19 protein-coding genes are annotated in these 19425 nt (G+C 67.5%); 12 read left to right on the top strand and 7 right to left on the bottom strand.

All coding sequences use genetic code 11. From position 1 onward, the window contains the following. Positions 1-75 precede the first annotated feature (75 nt). On the top strand, positions 76-1611 hold the full coding sequence (amaB, locus tag OG405_RS21515) for an L-piperidine-6-carboxylate dehydrogenase (protein WP_327148271.1): 1536 nt from the start codon (positions 76-78) through the stop codon (positions 1609-1611). Here amaB and OG405_RS21510 read toward each other — a convergent pair. From OG405_RS21510 to OG405_RS21500, 3 genes are all read right to left on the bottom strand, one after another. Then, on the bottom strand, positions 1562-2536 hold the full coding sequence (locus OG405_RS21510; protein WP_327148270.1) for a patatin-like phospholipase family protein: 975 nt from the start codon (positions 2534-2536) through the stop codon (positions 1562-1564). The two genes, amaB and OG405_RS21510, sit on opposite strands and share 50 nt — an antisense overlap. Before the next feature lie 142 nt (positions 2537-2678). Next, positions 2679-4466 carry an acetyl/propionyl/methylcrotonyl-CoA carboxylase subunit alpha gene (locus OG405_RS21505; RefSeq protein WP_327148269.1) on the bottom strand — a complete coding sequence of 596 codons (1788 nt, stop codon included), beginning with the start codon at positions 4464-4466 and terminating at the stop codon, positions 2679-2681. 1016 nt (positions 4467-5482) lie between these two features. Beyond that, on the bottom strand, positions 5483-6340 hold the full coding sequence (locus tag OG405_RS21500; RefSeq protein WP_327148268.1) for a sulfurtransferase: 858 nt from the start codon (positions 6338-6340) through the stop codon (positions 5483-5485). 167 nt (positions 6341-6507) lie between these two features. Between OG405_RS21500 and OG405_RS21495 the strand changes: the two genes are divergently transcribed. Further along, positions 6508-7488, top strand: coding sequence for a helix-turn-helix transcriptional regulator (locus OG405_RS21495; RefSeq protein ID WP_327148267.1), 981 nt, complete (start codon positions 6508-6510; stop codon positions 7486-7488). On the opposite strand, the gene OG405_RS21490 is transcribed toward OG405_RS21495, so the two are convergent. The 3 genes from OG405_RS21490 to OG405_RS21480 form a co-directional block, all read right to left on the bottom strand. Further along, positions 7417-8061 carry a Maf family protein gene (locus OG405_RS21490; RefSeq protein WP_327148266.1) on the bottom strand — a complete coding sequence of 215 codons (645 nt, stop codon included), beginning with the start codon at positions 8059-8061 and terminating at the stop codon, positions 7417-7419. The two genes, OG405_RS21495 and OG405_RS21490, sit on opposite strands and share 72 nt — an antisense overlap. A 25-nt stretch (positions 8062-8086) precedes the next feature. Beyond that, a complete protein-coding gene (locus OG405_RS21485; protein WP_327148265.1) occupies positions 8087-8410 on the bottom strand; it encodes an acyl-CoA carboxylase subunit epsilon in 324 nt (107 codons plus the stop codon). Positions 8411-8530: 120 nt separating this feature from the next. Then, positions 8531-10171, bottom strand: a complete 1641-nt coding sequence (locus OG405_RS21480; protein ID WP_327148264.1) for an acyl-CoA carboxylase subunit beta — start codon at positions 10169-10171, stop codon at positions 8531-8533. Between the two features lie 284 nt (positions 10172-10455). Here OG405_RS21480 and OG405_RS21475 point away from each other — a divergent pair, with 284 nt between their 5' ends. From OG405_RS21475 to OG405_RS21455, 5 genes are all read left to right on the top strand, one after another. Then, positions 10456-10638: a hypothetical protein gene (locus OG405_RS21475; RefSeq protein WP_327148263.1), complete on the top strand. Its 183-nt coding sequence runs from the start codon at positions 10456-10458 to the stop codon at positions 10636-10638. 63 nt (positions 10639-10701) lie between these two features. After that, on the top strand, positions 10702-11502 hold the full coding sequence (locus tag OG405_RS21470) for a biotin--[acetyl-CoA-carboxylase] ligase (protein WP_327148262.1): 801 nt from the start codon (positions 10702-10704) through the stop codon (positions 11500-11502). Between the two features lie 68 nt (positions 11503-11570). Next, positions 11571-12083 (top strand): PH domain-containing protein, encoded by a 513-nt coding sequence (locus tag OG405_RS21465; protein WP_327148261.1) that lies wholly within the window; start codon positions 11571-11573, stop codon positions 12081-12083. A gap of 72 nt (positions 12084-12155) precedes the next feature. Then, positions 12156-12833: a response regulator transcription factor gene (locus OG405_RS21460; RefSeq protein ID WP_327148260.1), complete on the top strand. Its 678-nt coding sequence runs from the start codon at positions 12156-12158 to the stop codon at positions 12831-12833. 1 nt (position 12834) lies between these two features. Continuing rightward, positions 12835-14145, top strand: coding sequence for a sensor histidine kinase (locus OG405_RS21455; protein WP_327148259.1), 1311 nt, complete (start codon positions 12835-12837; stop codon positions 14143-14145). Between the two features lie 34 nt (positions 14146-14179). Here OG405_RS21455 and OG405_RS21450 read toward each other — a convergent pair whose 3' ends face one another. Beyond that, a complete protein-coding gene (locus tag OG405_RS21450) occupies positions 14180-14731 on the bottom strand; it encodes a GtrA family protein (protein ID WP_327148258.1) in 552 nt (183 codons plus the stop codon). 87 nt (positions 14732-14818) lie between these two features. On the opposite strand from OG405_RS21450, the gene OG405_RS21445 reads away from it, so the two are divergent. The 5 genes from OG405_RS21445 to OG405_RS21425 all read left to right on the top strand — a co-directional run bounded on the left by OG405_RS21445 (position 14819) and on the right by OG405_RS21425 (position 19128). Beyond that, positions 14819-15991, top strand: a complete 1173-nt coding sequence (locus OG405_RS21445; protein ID WP_327152437.1) for a 5-(carboxyamino)imidazole ribonucleotide synthase — start codon at positions 14819-14821, stop codon at positions 15989-15991. Then, positions 15984-16511, top strand: coding sequence for a 5-(carboxyamino)imidazole ribonucleotide mutase (purE, locus tag OG405_RS21440; protein WP_327148257.1), 528 nt, complete (start codon positions 15984-15986; stop codon positions 16509-16511). The genes OG405_RS21445 and purE overlap by 8 nt, the downstream gene beginning before the upstream one ends. An 80-nt stretch (positions 16512-16591) precedes the next feature. Continuing rightward, the gene (locus tag OG405_RS21435; RefSeq protein WP_327148256.1) at positions 16592-17296 is read left to right on the top strand and encodes a TetR family transcriptional regulator; all 705 of its coding nucleotides are present in this window, start codon (positions 16592-16594) and stop codon (positions 17294-17296) included. A 116-nt stretch (positions 17297-17412) separates the two neighbouring features. Next, on the top strand, positions 17413-18573 hold the full coding sequence (locus tag OG405_RS21430) for an acyl-CoA dehydrogenase (protein ID WP_327148255.1): 1161 nt from the start codon (positions 17413-17415) through the stop codon (positions 18571-18573). Positions 18574-18705: 132 nt separating this feature from the next. Then, positions 18706-19128: a hypothetical protein gene (locus OG405_RS21425; protein ID WP_327148254.1), complete on the top strand. Its 423-nt coding sequence runs from the start codon at positions 18706-18708 to the stop codon at positions 19126-19128. Positions 19129-19425: the final 297 nt, after the last annotated feature.

Below are 19425 nucleotides of genomic sequence, written 5' to 3'. Positions count from 1 at the left end.
GTGTTGTGAACGTTCATTCTCCGGCCCTGCTCTTCGCACAGTGCATTTCGTCCGGCCCACCCCGAGGAGTTCGTGATGACCGAGACCGACCGCGAGACCGTGACCGCCGCATACGCCGAGCGGATCGGCACTCTGCTGCGTGTACTGGAGGTCGATCCGCCGGCCACCGGGGAGATGCGTGTGCACTGCCCGATCGACGGTGAAGTGCTGATCGGCTTGCGGCCCGACTCACCCGCCGAGATCGATGCCGCCCTCACGGCTGCCGCTGCCGTATTCGGTTCCTGGCGCCTCGTTCCGGCACCGCAGCGGGCCGCCGTAGTACGCGAACTGGCCGTCCTGTTGCGGCGCCACCAGGACGAACTCGCCGAACTGGTCACCCTCGAAGTGGGCAAGATTCCCGCCGAGGCGCGCGGCGAGGTCCAGGAGATGATCGATATCTGTGAATTCGCGGTCGGACTGTCGCGCCAGCTCTACGGCTACACGATGGCCTCGGAACGGCCCGGCCACCGGCTGATGGAGACCTGGCACCCGCTCGGGGTGGTCGGCGTGATCTCGGCCTTCAACTTCCCGGTCGCGGTCTGGGCCTGGAACACCGCGCTCGCGCTGGTCTGCGGCGACACCGTGGTGTGGAAGCCGTCGGACCGGACCCCGCTGACCGCGCTCGCCTGCCATACGCTGCTGCGCCGCGCGGCCGATACGGTGGGCGCCGATCAACGAATCCATCAGCTCGTCCTGGGTTCGGCGGCCGCCGGAGCCCGGCTCACCGACGACGAACGGGTCGCGCTGGTCAGTGCGACAGGTTCGGTGACGATGGGGCGCGCGGTCGCCCCGCGCGTGGCCGCCCGGTTCGGCCGCTGCCTACTGGAATTGGGCGGGAACAACGCCGCCGTGGTCGGCCCCTCCGCCGATCTGGACCTGGCAGTACGGGGCATCGTCTTCGCCGCTGTCGGCACTGCCGGACAGCGGTGCACCACTCTGCGCAGGCTCATCGTGCACGCGTCGGTGGCCGACGAGCTGTGCGACCGCCTGGTGCGCGCCTACCGGCAGCTGCGGGTGGGCAACCCGCTGGACCCGGGCGTCCAGGTGGGTCCGCTGTGCGGCCCCGACGCCTGGGCCGGGATGTGGGACGCGCTGGCGCGTGCCCGCGGCGACGGCGGTGAGGTGCTGTGCGGTGGTGACCGGGTCGAACCCGCGGGTGTGGGTCCCGGTGCGTTCTACGCCGACCCGGCGATCGTCCGGATGCCCGCCCAGACCGAGGTGGTGCGCGAGGAGACCTTCGCCCCGATCCTCTACGTTCTCACCTACGACGATTTCGATGCAGCCCTGGCCCTGCACAACGGCGTCCCGCAGGGGCTGTCGTCGGCGATCTTCACCACCGACCAGCGGGAGGCCGAACGCTTCCTCGCCGCCGACGGCTCGGACTGCGGTATCGCCAACGTCAACATCGGCACCTCCGGCGCCGAGATCGGCGGCGCGTTCGGCGGTGAGAAACACACCGGCGGCGGCCGCGAATCGGGATCGGACGCATGGAAGGCGTATATGCGGCGCGCCACGAACACGATCAACTACTCCACCGAACTCCCCCTGGCCCAGGGCATCCGCTTCGACTGACCGAAGACAGTTCGGTGAAGATCTCCGCCACCACCCGGCGGCCGATCTCCATTCCGCGCGCCAGGATCCCGGGATCGGTTTCGACGCTGCTGATATCCGGTGATCCGGCCGGCGGATGGATCTGGCACGCCGACGCACCCATCCCGGTGATCGCCCCGTCCTCCAGCGCCTGCTGACCGGGCCGCAGCTTCCATGCCCGGTAGGCACCGGGCGCGATGAACCGCATATACGTGCCGCCCACCACATCGTGCAGCCGAGGCGCCGGTGGGCGTCGCTCGTCGGAGCGCCGGGTCCGCAGCACGAGTGCGTGGGTGGCGCCGGCTTTCAGGGCGCTGCGTACCGGGACCGTTTCCGCGAGGCCGCCGTCGAAGTACCGGCGCCCGCCGAGTTCCACCGGGGGACCCGCCAGCAGCGGCAGTCCGGCGGAGGCGCGCAGCGCGGTCTGCAGTGTCGCCTTGTCGACGATGAAAGGGTGCAGGTCCACCGGTTCGCCGGTGCGGATATCGGTGGCGATGGGATGGAAGGTGGTCTCGTTGGCCAGGATGGCCGGGAAATCCATCGGATGCAGTCCGTCGTACACCTTGTGGACCAGATAGTTCAGATCGAATGCGGGCCGGCCGCGCAGCATCCGGGCCGGATCGATCGCCCGGCGCATGATCGCGGCGTCGGTCCATGCCTTCAATCCCCGGCCCGCGCGGCCGCACAGCAGCCAGGCCGCGTTGATCGCGCCCGCCGAGGTGCCGTACACCGCATCGAAGATCCGGGCCATCCCGAGCTCCTCCAGCGCGTGCACCATCCCGCTGGAGTACACCCCGCGGCTGCCGCCGCCTTCGATGACGAGGACGAGCCGATGACCGTCGGCCCGGCTACCGGATGCGAAACGGTCGCGGATCACCTCCGCGACCGTCGGATGTCCTGGACTCACCGGGTCACCATACGCCGGAGCGGGTGGCGGCCATCGGCCGCGCACCCGCTCCGGTGAGTGTGCATCTACTGTTGGTTCGCTGGTCGGCATGCTGTCGCATACCGGTCGCGGCCCACAGCGAGGCGGCCGCGACGCCGAACCGTTATTTGATCTCGGCGAGGACGGTGCCCTGCGTGATCGCCGCACCGGCGGCCACGCTCAGACCGGTCACCACCCCGGCCTTGTGCGCGTTGACCGGGTTCTCCATCTTCATGGCCTCGAGCACCACGATCAGATCGCCCACCTCGACGGTCTGGCCTTCTTCGACCGCGACCTTGACGACCGTGCCCTGCATGGGTGCGGTGACCGCGTCACCGGAGGCGGCGCCGCCGCCCGCACCGCCGCGCGTGCGCGGCTTCGGCTTCTTGCGGACCGCGCCTGCCGCTGCCGGAGCGCCGGAACCGACCGAGAACGAATTCGGCAGCGAAACCTCGACCCGCCGACCGCCGACCTCGACCACGACCTTCTGCCGGGGCTCGTCGTCCTCTTCGGCCGGGGCGCCGCCGGTGAACGGCTCGACGGAGTTCTTCCACTCCGTCTCGATCCACTTGGTGTAGACGTCGAACGATTCACCGTCGCCGATGAAGGCCGGATCCTCCACGATCGCCCGATGGAACGGGATGACCGTGGCCAGACCCTCCACCTGGAACTCGGCGAGCGCGCGCCGCGCCCGTTCCAGGGCCTGAGTCCGGTTCTCACCGGTGACGATCAGTTTGGCCAGCATCGAATCGAACTGGCCGCCGATAACGCTGCCCTGCACCACGCCGGAGTCCACGCGCACGCCCGGGCCGGTGGGCTCGGAGTACGCGGTGACCGGGCCGGGGGCGGGCAGGAAGCCGCGGCCCGCGTCCTCGCCGTTGATCCGGAACTCGAAGGAGTGCCCACGCGGGGTCGGATCCTCGGTGATCTCCAGTTCTTCGCCGTCGGCGATCCGGAACTGCTGGCGGACCAGATCGATACCGGAGGTCTCCTCGGTGACCGGGTGCTCGACCTGCAGGCGGGTGTTCACCTCGAGGAATGAGACGGTATCGCCCTGCACCAGGTATTCGACCGTGCCCGCGCCGTAGTAGCCGGCCTCCTTGCAGATGGCCTTGGCCGACGCGTGGATGCGGGCGCGCTGGTCGTCGGTCAGGAAGGGGGCCGGAGCCTCTTCGACCAGCTTCTGGAAACGGCGCTGCAGCGAGCAGTCGCGGGTGCCGGCGACGATCACGTTGCCGTGCTGGTCGGCGATGACCTGGGCCTCGACGTGGCGGGCCTTGTCCAGGTACTGCTCGACGAAGCACTCACCCCGACCGAAAGCGGCGACCGCTTCGCGGGTCGCCGACTCGAACAGCTCGGGGATCTCCTCGATGGTGTGCGCGACCTTCATACCGCGGCCACCGCCACCGAACGCGGCCTTGATCGCGACCGGCACGCCGTACTGCTTCGCGAATTCGACGACCTCGTCGGCGTTCTTCACCGGGTCCTTGGTGCCCGCCGCCATCGGCGCCTTCGCCCGTTCGGCGATATGGCGCGCGGTGACCTTGTCACCGAGGTCGCGGATGGACTGCGGCGACGGGCCGATCCAGATCAGCCCGGCGTCCAGAACGGCCTGGGCGAAGTCGGCGTTCTCGGAGAGGAAGCCGTAACCCGGATGGATGGCGTCGGCGCCGGATTTGGCGGCGGCATCCAGGATCTTGTCGAAGACCAGGTACGACTCGGCAGAGGTCTGCCCGCCGAGGGCGAAGGCTTCGTCGGCGAGCTCGACGAAGGGTGCGTCGGCATCGGGTTCGGCGTAAACCGCGACACTGCCGAGACCGGCGTCCTTGGCCGCCCGGATAACGCGCACGGCGATCTCGCCTCGGTTAGCTACGAGTACCTTCGTGATCCGCGCGCTGGCATGGCTGGGCACTGAGCCTCCTGTGTGCAATCTCTTTGTTCGATGTGCGGGATGGGCCGCGCTTCGGCTCCGCTCCCGCGGATCGGGGTCCGCTGTCCGGCTTCCGAAGGGGATCGGATCGCATGGTGGGGCTCCGGGTCCGTGGGTTCGGATCCGCTAAGCGGGCTCCGCGCCCGTGGTCGACACTAACTGTCTCGGGGCGAGTGTAGGCAGTCTGCCAACAAAGGCGGAACTCGGATAGGGCTACCGGGGAGTAGGTCCCAGATCACAATGCTTCTCGGCTGGGTATGTGGAACGATCCCGGGCCCGAAACGCGCTGAGCGTCTGAGCCCATCCGGATCACCGGCCTCGGCGGCCGGGGGAGTGCCCGGGATAGGCAGGCCTACCCGAAGTGGGGGAGGCCTGCCTATCCGTGGGTCAGGTCATGGGGCGGGATGTGGGCTTGCTCCGGGAGGACTACGTCAGTAGCTGTCGGTGTCCGGGCCGGAAATGATTCGAGACCGGATCCGGTTCGGGCCGTGGTGCTCTGGGTCGGTCGGTGAGGTCGATGCCGAGTTCGGTGCCTCCGGGGGCTGCCTCCGCAGCTGAGGGGAGGGCGGCTTGCTCGGGCGGGTGTGGGGTGAACTTGCTTGTGAGGTGTTGGGGTGGGCTTGCTCGTAGGGATGAGAGGTGAGTTTGCTGGTGAGGGTGTGGGGTGAGTTTGCTGGTCAGGGTGTGGGGTGAGTTTGCTGGTGAGGTGTTGGGGTGGGCTTGCTCGTGAGGGTGGGAGGTGAGCTCGCTCGTGAAGGTGCTGTGTTTTTGGCGCGCTGGCGCGCGCGGGGTTGAGGCCCTGAAGTCTCGCCGTTCAGGCCTCGAGACTCGCGCCTTCGGCGCATGCGCTTCGAGGCCTGAACGGCGAGACGGCCTCAACCCTTTGGGGTGTCTCGTAAAACTCGACTCATGCGGTTGCGTGGCCGCGGGGATGCGGGTTCGGTACTGCGGCTGGTGTGGGAGGTGATGTTCGGGGTTTCTTGGCGGGGTGGCGCCGCTCATAATCGGCCGGTTGCGATCGGCATCTTGACCGAATTGCCCCATTCGGTCCAGGAGCCGTCGTAGTTGCGTACGGATTCCCGGCCCAGCAGGTACTTCAGGACGAACCAGGTGTGGCTGGATCGTTCGCCGACCCCGCTGTAGACGGTGATGGGCCCGGCATCGATAGCGCCGTAGATCTCGTCCAGTTCGGTCCGGCTGCGGAAGCGGCCGTCGGAAGTGAGCGCGTCGGTCCAGGGGACGTTGACGGCGGTGGGGATATGCCCGCCGCGCAGGGCCGTGCCCGGTCCGCCCTCGCCGGGGTTGCCCGCGTATTCGTGTGGCGAGCGCACATCGATGAGTGGTTCGCCGAGGTGGCCGAGGACGTCCTCGCGGAAGGCCCGGAAACTCGTATCGTCGCGTTCGGTGTGCGGGTACCGGCTGCGGGGCGGCTCGGGGGTTTCGAAGACGGTGTCGCGGCCCTCGCCGATCCAGGTGTCGCGACCGCCGTCGAGCAGGCGGACGTCCGTGTGACCGAACATGGTCAAAAGCCACAGCGCGTGCGCGGCGTGGGAGTTACCGTCATTGCCGTACAGCACAAGGGTGTCGTCGTGTTCGACGCCCTGGGAGCGCATGAGTTCGGTGAACCGCTCGCCATCGATATAGTCACGGGTCACCGGGTCGTCGAGGTCGCTGCGCCAGTCGAGCTTGCTGGCACCGGAAACATGGCCTATGCCGTAGAGGAGGACGTCGGCATTACATTCGATGATCTTCAGGCCGGGCGTGCCGAGGTTTGCCGACAGCCATTCCGTGGTTACCAGACGGTGTGGGTAAGCATAGGAGGCGAAGGCAGGATATGGGTCCGGGGCGACGGGCACGTTCGGATTCCTTCACAGGAGGCGGGCAGTGCTGACGACAGGTTCGAGCCGCACCGTGGATAGTAAGTGTGACTCGAGGTGAACTTGTTGAAGAGCACAAAGTCGGTGCAATGGGCGATTTAGTCGCACATGTCTCCGATAAAGTCTCCCCGAAGGAGGGGTGAGCTATGTCTGATTCTTGGCCGCGGCGACGCCTGCTCGCGATCCTCCGCGGCGCGAGCGAGCCTCTCGACGCACAGCAGCTGGCGCAGATCACCGGCCAGCATGTCACCACGGTGCGGTTCCATCTCGACATCCTCACCAGGGAGTCGCTGGTCCGGCAGTTCCAGCAGCCGCCACGCGGTCGTGGGCGGCCGCGGATCGGGTACAAGGCTGTCCAGCGGACCATCGGATACCAGGATCTGGCCCAAGTACTCGCCGACCAGCTGGGGCCCGACGCGGAACGACGCGCGGCCGCCGGTCTGGCGGCCGGGCGGGCCTGGGGCGACAAACTCGATACGGCCGGAGAACCGATCGAGTCGGTACGCGATGCCAAGGACCGCGTCGTCTCGTTGATGTCGGAGCTGGGTTTCGCCCCCGAGCGGGACGGGCGCGAGAACGGCGCCCGTGATCCCGAGGAGAGCGCGGTGGTCCGGTTGACGGCCTGTCCGCTGCGCGATCTGGCGCGTACCCACACCGATGTCGTGTGCGGGGTGCATCGCGGTCTGTTGGCCGCTCTGCTGGAGCGTTCCGGGGCGCAGGGCACGGTGGAGGCCGAACTGGTCCCGTTCGTGGCCGAGGAGATGTGCGAGGTGCGGTTACGGCGGGTCGCTCCATCACCGGATCGCGCTCCGGTCGAGGAACCGGCGGAATCCGGCGTGACCGGCGCTCGCCGCCGGCCGCAGCCGGGCCGGATCGATCCGGCCGCAGGACAAGCGGCGCGGTTGTCGCGGGTCTCGGGTCAGACGGTTCCGCCGGGCAGTCAGTTGCCGCCCGCGTCGGCCGCGTCGGCTTCGGACCCGTTCCCGGCCGCTACCGGACCGCTGGCTCCGTCCGCCCGGCAACAGGCCGGGCGCGGGTTCCGCGGCGTATCGCCGTCAGAGGCGGTCGGTCCACAGCTGGGCGACGCCAACGCCCACTTCCTGGAGCAGTCGGCGCAGCAGTGGTAGACCGATCCCGACGACGCTGGACGGGTCTCCGTCGATCCGGTCGACGAACCAGCCGCCCAGCCCGTCGAGGGTGAACGCGCCCGCCACCTGCAACGGTTCGCCGGTGGCGATATAGGCGTCCAGTTCGGCGGGATCGGGTTTACCGAAGTGCACGGTGGTGGCGCTGCAATCGGTCGCCTCGGCGGTGACGGCACCGTCGCGCAGGCGCAGTACGCAGTGTCCGGTCACCAGATCCGCGAAGTGGCCCGCCATCGCCTGCCAGCGCGCCAGCGCCACCTCCGGCGTATGCGGTTTGCCCTGTAACTCGCCATCGATCAGCAGCATCGAATCGCAGCCGACGACGACGAGATCGGGGTCACCCTCGATGGCTCCATCGCTCAGGGTGGCCGCCACGGCCCGGGCCTTCGCCCGGGCCAGTTCGACCACCACTTCCCGTGGCCCGGTACCGGCCGGGAGGGCTGCCGCGACAGCGTCCTCGTCCACATCCGATACGCGGACTACGGGGTCGATGCCGGCGGCGCGCAGCACCGACCGGCGGGCAGGGGACGCGGACGCGAGTACCAGCCGGGTCACGTCTGGAGATCTCCTGAAGTCGGTGTCAGAACCGCAGATGCGACAACTGCGGATAGGAGTACGGCGAGAACGGGGAGTTACCGCGGTGCATCAATGTCGCTGTGCCCCACAGGTCCTGCGGGCCGGAGTCGGTCGATGCGGAACCGGCGGCGGCAGCGGTGAACACGCACACCAGCGCCGCGATCTCCGCGTCGGAGGGCGCGCCCTTCTCGATCACGAGGAACGGCTGCTCCCCGTTCGTCGCGGCAGTGCCCGCGGCGGCTTCGGTCGTGGTATCGACCGCCACATCCCTGGTAGCGAGGTCCAGTTCCGCTGCGGCCAATACTTCTTCTTCTGCCACAATCGTCACAGTGCCAGGTCCTCTCTCTTGCCTTGATCGGGCTCGCGCGGTTCAACGGAACCGAGCCGATCCTCTCTCACCGATCGCATACCCGAAATCAGTGTGCGGCCTACTGAGCGTATCGCCGGATCACAACGGGATGTTGCCGTGTTTCTTGGGAGGCATGGTCACCATCTTCCGCTCGAGCAGCCGCAGCGCGGAGACGATCTGGCCGCGAGTGTGCGACGGTGGGATCACCGCGTCCACGTAACCGCGCTCGGCGGCCACGTACGGATTGACCAAGGTGTCCTCGTACTCGTTCTGCAGCTCCAGACGCAGTTTGTCCACGTCGGACCCCTCACGAGCGGCGTCGGCCAGCTTTTTGCGGTACACGAACCCGACCGCGCCGGAGGCACCCATCACGGCGATCTGGGCGGTGGGCCAGGCCAGGTTCACATCGGCGCCCATATGCTTGGAGCCCATGACGTCGTAGGCGCCACCGTAAGCCTTGCGAGTGATGATCGTGATTTTTCCCACAGTGGCCTCGCCGTAGGCGTAGAGCAGTTTGGCGCCGCGCCGGATGATGCCGTTGAACTCCTGGTCGGTACCGGGCAGGAAGCCGGGGACGTCCACCAGGGTGATGATCGGGACATTGAACGCGTCGCAGGTGCGTACGAACCGCGCGGCCTTCTCCGAGGCGTCGATATCGAGGCAGCCGGCGAACTGGGTGGGCTGGTTGGCGACGATGCCGACACTGCGGCCGTCGACCCGGCCGAAGCCCACGATGATGTTCATGGCCCGCTCGGCCTGGATCTCGAGGAATTCGTCGTCGTCGAGTAGCCGGCGGATGACCTCGTGCATGTCATAGGGCTGGTTCGGCGAGTCCGGGATCAGGGTGTCGAGTTCGAGATCCTCTTCGGTGAGCGATTCCTCGATCGCACCGGTGATCGGATCGGAGGCCGGGAATCGCGGCGCTTCGGCGCGGTTGTTGCTCGGCAGGTAGGACAGCAGATCCTTGACGTAGTCGAGGGCATCCTGCTCGCCGGAGGCCACATAGTGCGCCGAACCCGACTTCACCATATGGGTGTGGGCGCCGCCCAGCTCCTCCATGGTGACCTCTTCACCGGTGACCGTTTTGATGACGTCCGGTCCGGTGATGAACATCTGGCTGCTCTGGTCGACCATCACCACGAAATCGGTGAGCGCGGGGGAGTACACATGCCCACCGGCGGCGGCGCCCATGATCAGCGAGATCTGCGGGATCACGCCCGAGGCCTGGATATTGCGATGGAAGATCTCGCCGTAGAGGCCGAGCGAGACGACACCCTCCTGGATACGGGCGCCGGCGCCCTCGTTGATACCGACCAGCGGACGTCCGGTCTTGATCGCCAGGTCCATGACCTTGACGATCTTCTCGCCGTACACCTCGCCGAGGCTGCCGCCGAACACGGTCACGTCCTGGCTGAAGATGCACACCTCGCGGCCGTCGATGGTGCCGTAACCGGTCACCACGCCGTCGCCCAGCGGGCGCTGCTTGTCCAGACCGAAGTTCACGCTGCGGTGCCGGGCCAGGGCGTCGAGTTCGACGAAGGAGCCCTCGTCGAGCAGGGCGAGAATGCGCTCCCGCGCGGTCATCTTGCCCTTGGCGTGCACCTTGTCGACTGCGGCCTCACCCATCGGATGCTGGGCTTCTTCCAGCCGATTCCGCAGGTCAGCCAGTTTGCCGGCGGTGGTGTGGATATCGGGCGCACCTGCCGAATCCGGCGTGGGCTGCTGCTGGACACTCGTCATGGGTCGGAGTGTAACCAGAGTCGCAGCGCGCTGTTAACCCGGATCTGGCTACCGGTGAGTAAGCGCTGGTCGAGAAAACCCCAGGTGGGCACGCCATCAACGGTTCATATGTGTACCGCGGATCGCGGCAACCGTCCGCACGGTCGGCGACGGTGAGCCGTCACAAGACTAACCCGGCCGCGCCCGGGGCGCGCACCCGGGAATTAAATCGCTTTCGCACAACCGGGCCGGGCAATACCCTTGTAGCAGGCCACTTTTGGAACACAGAGGGGAGGTGGCCTGCTATGTGGCATTGGACAACTCGAACCGGCCGATTCCCGGAGGCCGTGGCGTTCACCCGGGTTCCCGAGCCGGAGCCCACCATCACCGACGCAGAGGCAGAAGCTGGAACCGAAGAGACCGAAACCGTGGAACACGACGCGATCTGCGAGGTTTCCCGGCCGATCGGTTACGACCTCGCCGGTTAGATCCCGGGGGTCGCCGCACCCCGCCGTGCGGTGACCCCCGGACCCGCCCGATAACCTGCCCTCGTGCAGAGGCCACCGTTGGACGTCGAACATCTGCGGCGAGCGCTGACCGGAACCCCGGAACTGGCGTTCTACACCGGAATCGACGTGATCGAATCGACCGGATCCACCAACGCCGACCTGATCGCGCGCGCCGCCGACCCTGATGTGGACCGCGTGGTACTCGTCGCGGAAGCGCAGCGGAGCGGCCGTGGCCGCCTCGCCCGTGCCTGGGCCAGTCCGCCACGCGCCCAGATCTCCCTGTCACTGCTCATCCGGCCCGACGGCCTCGACCCCGAGGCGCTCGGCTGGTTGCCGTTGCTCACCGGAATCGCCGCCGTCGACACACTCACCACGACCGCTCAGGTGCCTGCCGCCCTGAAGTGGCCCAACGACGTTCTGATCGAAGGACGCAAGGTCGCGGGAATACTCGCCGAAGTCGCCGCCGGGGGCCCCCGCCCGGCGATCGTCGTCGGTATCGGAATGAACGTGAGCCTCACCGCCGACGAACTCCCGGTCCCGCACGCCACCTCGTTGCTTCTCAGCGACGCCACCGATACCGACCGCACCCGCCTGGTGCTGGCGTTCCTCACCGAATTCGCCCGCCGTTTCTCCCACTGGCAGGAATCCGGCTGGGCGAGTGACCCACTCGCCGAGGCCTACCGGGAACGCTGCGCGACGCTCGGCTCCCGGGTCCGGGCAGAGCTGCCGGGGGGCGGGGTGTTGACGGGAACCGCCCGCGATATCGATGCGGCGGGACGGTTGCTCATCGATGATCGAGCCGTGGCGGCGGGAGATGTGACGCATCTCCGGCCGGGGGGCTGAGGACGAAGGCCCCGCGCCACCGCAGGCGGCGCCGAAAAAATACACCGTCGGCGAGGTAATGTGCGGCCATGGGTTATCCGGAGGATGCGCTGGCGCCCGACGAAGAGTTGATCCTGCACACCCACCCGCATTGGAAGATGCTGTTCTGGCCCATCGTCACATTGATCGTGGTGACGGCGGTCGCCGGTTTCCTGGGCGGCCTGGTGTGGCGTACCGCCGACGAGTCGTGGCGGTCGATCGCGCTGCTGGCGGTTCTGGTCGTGTGGCTGCTGGTCCTGGCGTGGCGCAGTATCGCGCCGATCGTGACCTGGAAATCGACTCATTTCATCGTCACCGATCGCCGGGTGCTGGTCCGCGAGGGCGTGATGACCCACACCGGTATCGATATCCCGATGAGCCGTATTTCGAGCGTCCAGTTCCGGCACGGGCTGGTCGATCGGATGTTCGGGACCGGGGAGTTGATCATCGGTTCCTCGTCCGAGGAACCCCTCGAGTACAGCGATATCCCGGATGTGGAGCAGGTGCACGCGATGCTCTATCACCAGGTTTTCGAGGCCGCGCCCCGGTACGGCGGCTTCTGATCCGGGTATATCTGGTGGTGTCCCGGGCGTGAGGCGGCGGGCCCCCGCGGTGGTGGACCGTAATCTTGTCGCATGACCGCCGTATTGCTGGGCGAAGACGACGAGGCCATCGCGGCGCCGCTGTCCCGGGCGCTGGGCCGCGAAGGGTATTCGGTGACCGTGGAGAGCTTCGGTCCCGCGGTGTTGGACCGCGCACTGGAAGGACACCATGATCTGCTGATCCTCGATCTCGGCTTGCCGGGAATGGACGGGCTGGAGGTGTGCCGTCAGGTGCGGGCCAGGGGTGCCGAGATGGCGGTGCTGATGCTCACCGCCCGTACCGACGAGGTGGATTTCGTGGTCGGGCTGGACGCCGGTGCGGACGACTATGTCGGGAAACCGTTCCGGTTGGCCGAACTCCTGGCCCGGGTCCGGGCCCTGCTGCGGCGCAGCGGGATCGGCGACGACATTGTGGAGGTCGGCGGGATCCGACTGGAACCGGCGGCACGGCGAGTGCTGGTCAACGGGGTGGAAGTGGGGCTGGCGAACAAGGAGTACGAGCTGCTGAAGGTGCTGATCGACCGGGCCGGTCAGGTGGTGCCCCGGGAGACGATCCTGCGTGAAGTGTGGGGTGACGCGGAACTGCGCGGATCCAAGACGCTGGATATGCATATGTCCTGGTTACGCCGCAAGATCGGCGACGAGGGCCCGATGGCGGAACGCCGGATCGTCACCGTGCGCGGTGTCGGTTTCCGGTTGAACACCGACTGACGTGCGGCGGCGGATTCTGCGGTCGATGCTGACCGTGCTGATGTTGACCACGGTCGTGCTCGGCCTGCCACTGACGTATACGGCGTGGCTGTGGGTCGAGGACATCACCCGCAACGACCTGCGCAGCCGGCTGGAACTGATCTCCGCGGAGGTGATCGGCCAGGAGCACGGCAGCGGGGTGATCAGTGGCGGGTTGGATCTGCACACGGTGCAGCCGCTGGTACCCGAGGGCGGTCGGCTCACGGTCGTCTATCCGGCGCCGGAGGATACGGCGGTGAAGGTCGAGGTCGGCTCGTCGACCGTGGACGACCCGCTGGTGGAGTCGCTGTCGATGGGCACCGATGTCTCCCTGCGGCTGGAGGTACCCGCTACTCCGATGGAGGCCCGGCAGCGGCAGGCGGTGGCCGGGGTGGCCCTGGCCGTGGCGATTTCGTTGGCGGCGGCGATCACGGTGGCCATCGTCACGGCGCGCCGGGTCGCCGATCCGATCCGGGATGTGGCCGCGCGGGCGGCGCGGCTCGCGATGGGCGATTTCCGCCCGGATCCGCGCCGCCACGGTATCGCCGAACTGGATCGGGTCTCCGATGTGCTCGACTCGGCGACAGTCGAGATCGCCGGCCGATTGCAACGCGAGCACGCGTTGGTGGCCGATGTCTCGCATCAGTTGCGCAGCCGCCTGACCGCGGTACGCCTGCGGCTGGACGAACTGTCCGCGCATACCGATCCGGCGGTGGTGCACGAGGCAGAGGAGGCGATGGCCCAGGTGGACCGGCTGACCGAGGCCATCGACGATCTGGTGCGGGCCTCGCGTGACGAGGACGCCACCGACCGTGATCCGGTACCGGTGATGGACGAACTGCGCGGCATCGTGGCCGAGTGGACTCATCCGTTCCGGGAGACCGGTCGCACCCTGCGCCTGACGGGTGACGAATCGCTACGTGCCCCGATCTCCGGCTCCCGGCTGCGGGAGGCGGTGACGGTGCTGGTCGACAATGCGCTGATGCACGGCGGTGGCACCTGCACGGTGTCGGTGCGTACGGTGCGGCCCGGTCAGGACCGGGAACCACTGGTGTGTGTGCAGGTCGCCGACGAGGGCGAGGGGGTCAGTGACGATCTGGCGCCGCATATCTTCGACCGCGGTTTCTCCGGCGCGGGTTCCACGGGTGTGGGGCTGGCGCTCGCGCGGGCCTTGATCGAGGCCGACGGGGGCCGGTTGGAACTACAACGCCGCCGGCCCGCGCTGTTCGCCGTATTCCTCGGGAAACCGCTGGCGACGCGGGTCGAGAACCGGGTGGTGGGGGAGCCGCGGTAGGGATCGTCCGGCCGGGGCGGTCGAGCGCCGGGGCTCAGCTTCCGAGCCGGCGCCGACCGTGTTCCTCTTCGACGTATTCCTCGAGCTTCTCCAGCATCTGGTCCACTTCGTCGGGGAATACCCAGCGTCGCATCGCCCAGTACCGGAACGCCATCTGCAACAGATTGCCGATGATGTAGGCGCTGACGAAGTCAGCGATGTTCTCCACCATGAAGCTGACCGTGGGCTGGTGCAGCTGGAAGGCGTAGCGGGAAATGTAGAGCGGGAGCATGCTGAGGACCACGCCCACCCCGCTGACCGCGAAGAACAGCAATGCCTCGTGGTGGCGTTCCCGGCCGCCGCGGTTCTTGAACGACCATTCGCGGTTGAGGATGTAGGACGCGATCACCGCGATCACCCCGGAGATGATCTTCGCGGTGAGCGGCTTCTCTTCGAGTACCGTCCACTTCAGCGCGTAGAAGATGCCGCCGTCGATAACGAACGTGGTCGCTCCGACAATCGCGAACTTGATGAGCTCGCGTTGACGGAAGGCGATCTCCTGGAGGGGCTGCGGGAGGACGCGAACCACGTCGTCGACGAATGACACAAGACCGGAGCATACCGCCAGCCGGTGTTCCCGCAGGACGTGACAGTATTGACCGACGTGAACGCACGTAGTTTCGACCCTGCCGCGATGCCGACCGTCGCCATGATCGGTGGCGGCCAGCTGGCGCGGATGACGCATCAGGCGGCCATCGAACTGGGGCAGCGGCTCCGGGTGCTCGCCGAACGGCCGGACGATCCGGCGGCCCAGGTGAGCCCCGATGTGGTGATCGGCAGCCATTCCGACCTCGGCGCGTTGCGTCGGGCCGCGACCGGCGCGCACGCGCTCACCTTCGACCACGAGGGGGTGCCCACCGAACATCTGGAGGCACTCGTCGCGGAGGGGGTGAACGTCCTCCCGCCGCCGGAGGCGCTGCGCTTCGCGCAGGACAAACTGGCGATGCGCCGGGAGCTGTCCGCGCGCGGGTTGCCGGTGCCCGCCTTCACCGTCGTGGAGTCGGCGGCCGAGGCGGTGCGCTTCGGTGACGAACACGGCTGGCCGATCGTGCTCAAGGCGATCCGCGGCGGTTACGACGGCCGCGGTGTGTGGATGCCCGAGGACGCCGACGAGGCGGCGAAGATCACCGCCGAGCAGCTCGCCGCGGGAGTGCAACTGCTGGCCGAGGTCCGGGTCTCGTTGAAACGCGAGTTGTCGGCCATGGTCGCTCGCTCCCCGTACGGGCAGGCCGCGACCTGGCCGGTCGTGGAGACCGTGCAGCGGCGCGGTCAGTGTGCTGTGGTGATCGCCCCGGCGCCCGATCTCGCGGAGGAGCTGGCCGCCGAGGCCGAGGAGCTGGCGCTGCGGCTGGCCGCCGATCTCGGTGTGGTCGGGGCGATGGCGGTCGAACTCTTCGAGACCACCGACGGGACCCTGTTGATCAACGAGCTCGCCATGCGCCCGCACAACTCCGGCCACTGGGGGATGGACGGTGCCCGCACCGGGCAGTTCGAACAGCATCTGCGCGCGGTCCTGGACTACCCGCTCGGTGACACCCGCCCGCTGGCGCCGGTGACGGTGATGGCGAATATCCTCGGTGCGCCCGAGGCGCCCGCCATGTCGATGGACGAGCGATTGCACCATCTGTTCGCGCGGATGCCGGATGCCAAGGTGCACCTGTACGGCAAGGGCGAACGCCCGGACCGCAAGATCGGGCATGTGAACGTGCTCGGCGACGAGGTCGCGGTGGTACGGGAACGAGCCGAGCGGGCGGCGCACTGGATGTCGCACGCGGTATGGACCGATGGATGGGATCCGCATGAGTGACGTGGTGGAAGGCAGTGTTCCGGGCTCCCCGGCGGTCGGGGTGATCATGGGCAGTGATTCCGACTGGCCCACGATGGAGGCGGCCGCCGAGGCACTGGCCGAGTTCGGGATCCGTTTCGAGGTGGGCGTGGTGTCCGCGCACCGGACCCCGCAGCGCATGCTCGACTACGCTCGCGCCGCCGCCGGGCGTGGTATCCAGGTGCTCATCGCGGGTGCCGGTGGTGCCGCGCATCTGCCCGGGATGGTCGCCTCGGCGACCCCCTTGCCGGTGATCGGTGTACCGGTGCCGCTGAAGTACCTCGACGGGATGGATTCGCTGCTCTCGATCGTTCAGATGCCCGCCGGAGTGCCGGTGGCCACCGTTTCGATCGGCGGTGCCCGGAACGCGGGCCTGCTGGCCGCCCGGATCCTGGGTGCGCACAACCCGGCGCTGCGTGAGCGGATGGAACAGTTCCAGGCGGGACTGGAGGCGATGGTGCTGGAGAAGGACGAGGCGCTGCGCGCGCGTCTGCTGGGCTGATCGCGCCTCCCGGGGACGACTGCTGCCGCTCGACGGACGACTCCGCGGGCATCGCGGCGCCGCTCGCTACGGTGGCGCTCATGGACAACGAGGAAACCGCCCGCCGAGTCGGTGGCGCCGAGCTCGTCCGTTTCCGGCTCGGGGTCGTGGACGAGGCATTGCGCTTGTTCGCGGATCAGGGCTACGAGGCGACCTCGGTGGACGAGATTGCCGAGGCGGCCGGGATATCGCGGCGTACGTTCTTCCGGCAGTTCCGGTCCAAGGAAGATGTGATCTTCGCCGATCACGAGGCCCAGCTGGCCGCCGCCCAGGAATATCTGCAGCAGACACAGATCGACCCGTGGGACGCGGTCTGCGAAGCCGCGATCGGGGTCTTCGAGCGGTTCACTCGCTGGCGCGATATCGCCGATCGGCGATATCGCGTGGTGCGCCGGGTTCCGGCACTGCGTGACCGGGAGATCGTCACCGTCTTCCGCTACGAGCGTTTGTTCACCGACTATCTGCGCGAGCGGCTGCCCGATTCCCCCGACCTGTCGCGGGTCCAGTTCGCGGCCGCGGTGACCGCCACCCACAATTATCTGCTGCGCCGGATGATCCGCGGGGAATCGGCGGCAAGCCCCGCCGACCTGCGGACCGCGCTGAGCGAGATCCCACGAGGCGGCCGACGTCCCGGTGGCGAGGACGATCTGGTGCTCGCTGTGTTCCGCCGTGACCTGCCCGCCCGGCATGTCGCCGAACTGCTCCGCGAGCGCCTGGGTAGTTTGGCAGAAGCACCCACCGACTGACACCGAGTGCCACGGCGTCCTGCGCAACCCCGCGGAGTGCGCGGTATACTGGGACGAGGTCTTGACACTGAGTGCCGATTCGTTGGCACCACCCGTACGCAACAGGAGTGAACCCAATGGCGGGAAACCCGGATTTCGATCTGTTCAAGCTGGCGGACTTCCACGATGAGCTGCGTTCGGCCATCCGCGCCCTGTGCGAGAAGGAAATCGCCCCGCACGCCAAGGACGTCGACGAGCACGCCCGCTTCCCCGAGGAAGCCCTCACCGCGCTCAACGCCGCCGGCTTCAACGCCGTCCACGTCCCCGAGGTCTACGGCGGCCAGGGTGCCGATTCGGTGGCGACCTGCATCGTCATCGAAGAGGTCGCCCGCGTCTGTGGTTCCTCCTCGCTGATCCCCGCCGTGAACAAACTCGGCACCATGGGCATGATCCTCAACGGTTCCGAGGAGCTCAAGCAGAAGGTGCTCGCCGATATCGTCGACGGTGAGATGGCCTCCTACGCGCTCTCCGAGCGTGAAGCCGGTTCCGACGCGGGCAGTATGCGCACCCGCGCCCGGCAGGAGGGCGACGATTGGATCCTCAACGGCTCCAAATGCTGGATCACCAACGGCGGCAAATCCTCCTGGTACACCGTCATGGCCGTCACCGACCCCGACAAGGGCGCCAACGGTATCTCCGCGTTCCTGGTGCACAAGGACGACGAAGGCTTCGTGGTCGGCCCGCTCGAACACAAACTCGGTATCAAGGGGTCCCCGACCGCCGAACTGTACTTCGAGAACTGCAAGGTCCCGGGCGACCGCATCGTCGGCGAACCGGGCACCGGTTTCAAAACCGCCCTCCAGACCCTCGACCACACCCGCCCCACCATCGGCGCGCAGGCCGTCGGCCTGGCCCAGGGCGCCCTGGACGCCGCCCTGGCCTACACCAAGGACCGCAAGCAGTTCGGCAAATCCATCGCCGACTTCCAGAACACCCAGTTCATGCTGGCCGATATGGCGATGAAGATCGAAGCCGCCCGGCTCATGGTCTACACCTCCGCCGCCCGCGCCGAACGCGGCGAACCCAACCTCGGCTTCATCTCGGCCGCCGCGAAATGCTTCGCCTCCGATGTGGCCATGGAGGTCACCACGAACGCGGTACAGCTGTTCGGCGGGGCGGGCTACACCACCGATTTCCCGGTGGAGCGGATGATGCGCGACGCCAAGATCACCCAGATCTACGAGGGCACCAACCAGATCCAGCGGATGGTCATGTCCCGCGCCCTGCTCAAGGGCTGATTCGTAAGATCACGGTGTCCGGCCGGCGGTTTGGGAACCACTCCCGGGCCGCCGTCAGGGACGTCCGATTCGCAGCGACTCGAGTGGTTCTGTCGGCCGGTCTGTAATGCCTTGCTGTGATTGAGTTGAAGCATGGCGAAAGAGAAGGCCGGACCTGCGGCGCATGGCCCGGACCGGTACGGCCCGGACCGGTCGAGGATCGATCCGTCCGTTGAGGACGTCGCGGAATGCCGTGATGTGTACGACCTTATCGATCACAACATCCGGCTGCGGCCGACGATGTGGGTCCGCGGCGGGTCTTTGCAGGAACTCGAGGCGATCTTCTCGGGTTACTGGCTGGCACTTCAGGTGCACTCTGCGGCGGAAGAATTCGCACTTCATCCGAGCGACGGACCGTTCGCGCGCTGGTTGGCATCAGAATATGGGTGGTCGATGGCTCTGGGGTGGGCGTCCGCTATCGAGAACCATCCGAGTGGTGGAGAAATGGCGTTGGATGCCTTCTTCCGCCTGCTCGACGAGTACCGGTCCACTGGAGGGGCGTATCCGACGGTGTGAAATTCTGCGCAGTCGGTTCTGATCGCGAACTGTCGGAATCTTTCCGGGCGCGCTGATCGTGCTCGCGGTCAGGTGCTCCGCACCGGCGGGAACAGCGGTGGTGGCGTACCTATGGGAATTATCCGGGTGCCGGACCAGGGGCAGCGGGTGCTGCTGTCGCGCAGATGGTCCGCGATACGGTCTTCCACCACTGAAACCGAGCGGCCGGGGCACGATCCAGGACAGCTGATGCTTACGAGCGGGCCGATGAGGATTCGGCGGGTGCAGATTCGTATGTACCGTAGATTGATCCACGGG

The organism is Nocardia sp. NBC_01329 (assembly GCF_035956715.1).
Taxonomy (GTDB): Bacteria; Actinomycetota; Actinomycetes; order Mycobacteriales; family Mycobacteriaceae; genus Nocardia.
This window is presented reverse-complemented; position numbering and strand designations above follow the sequence as displayed.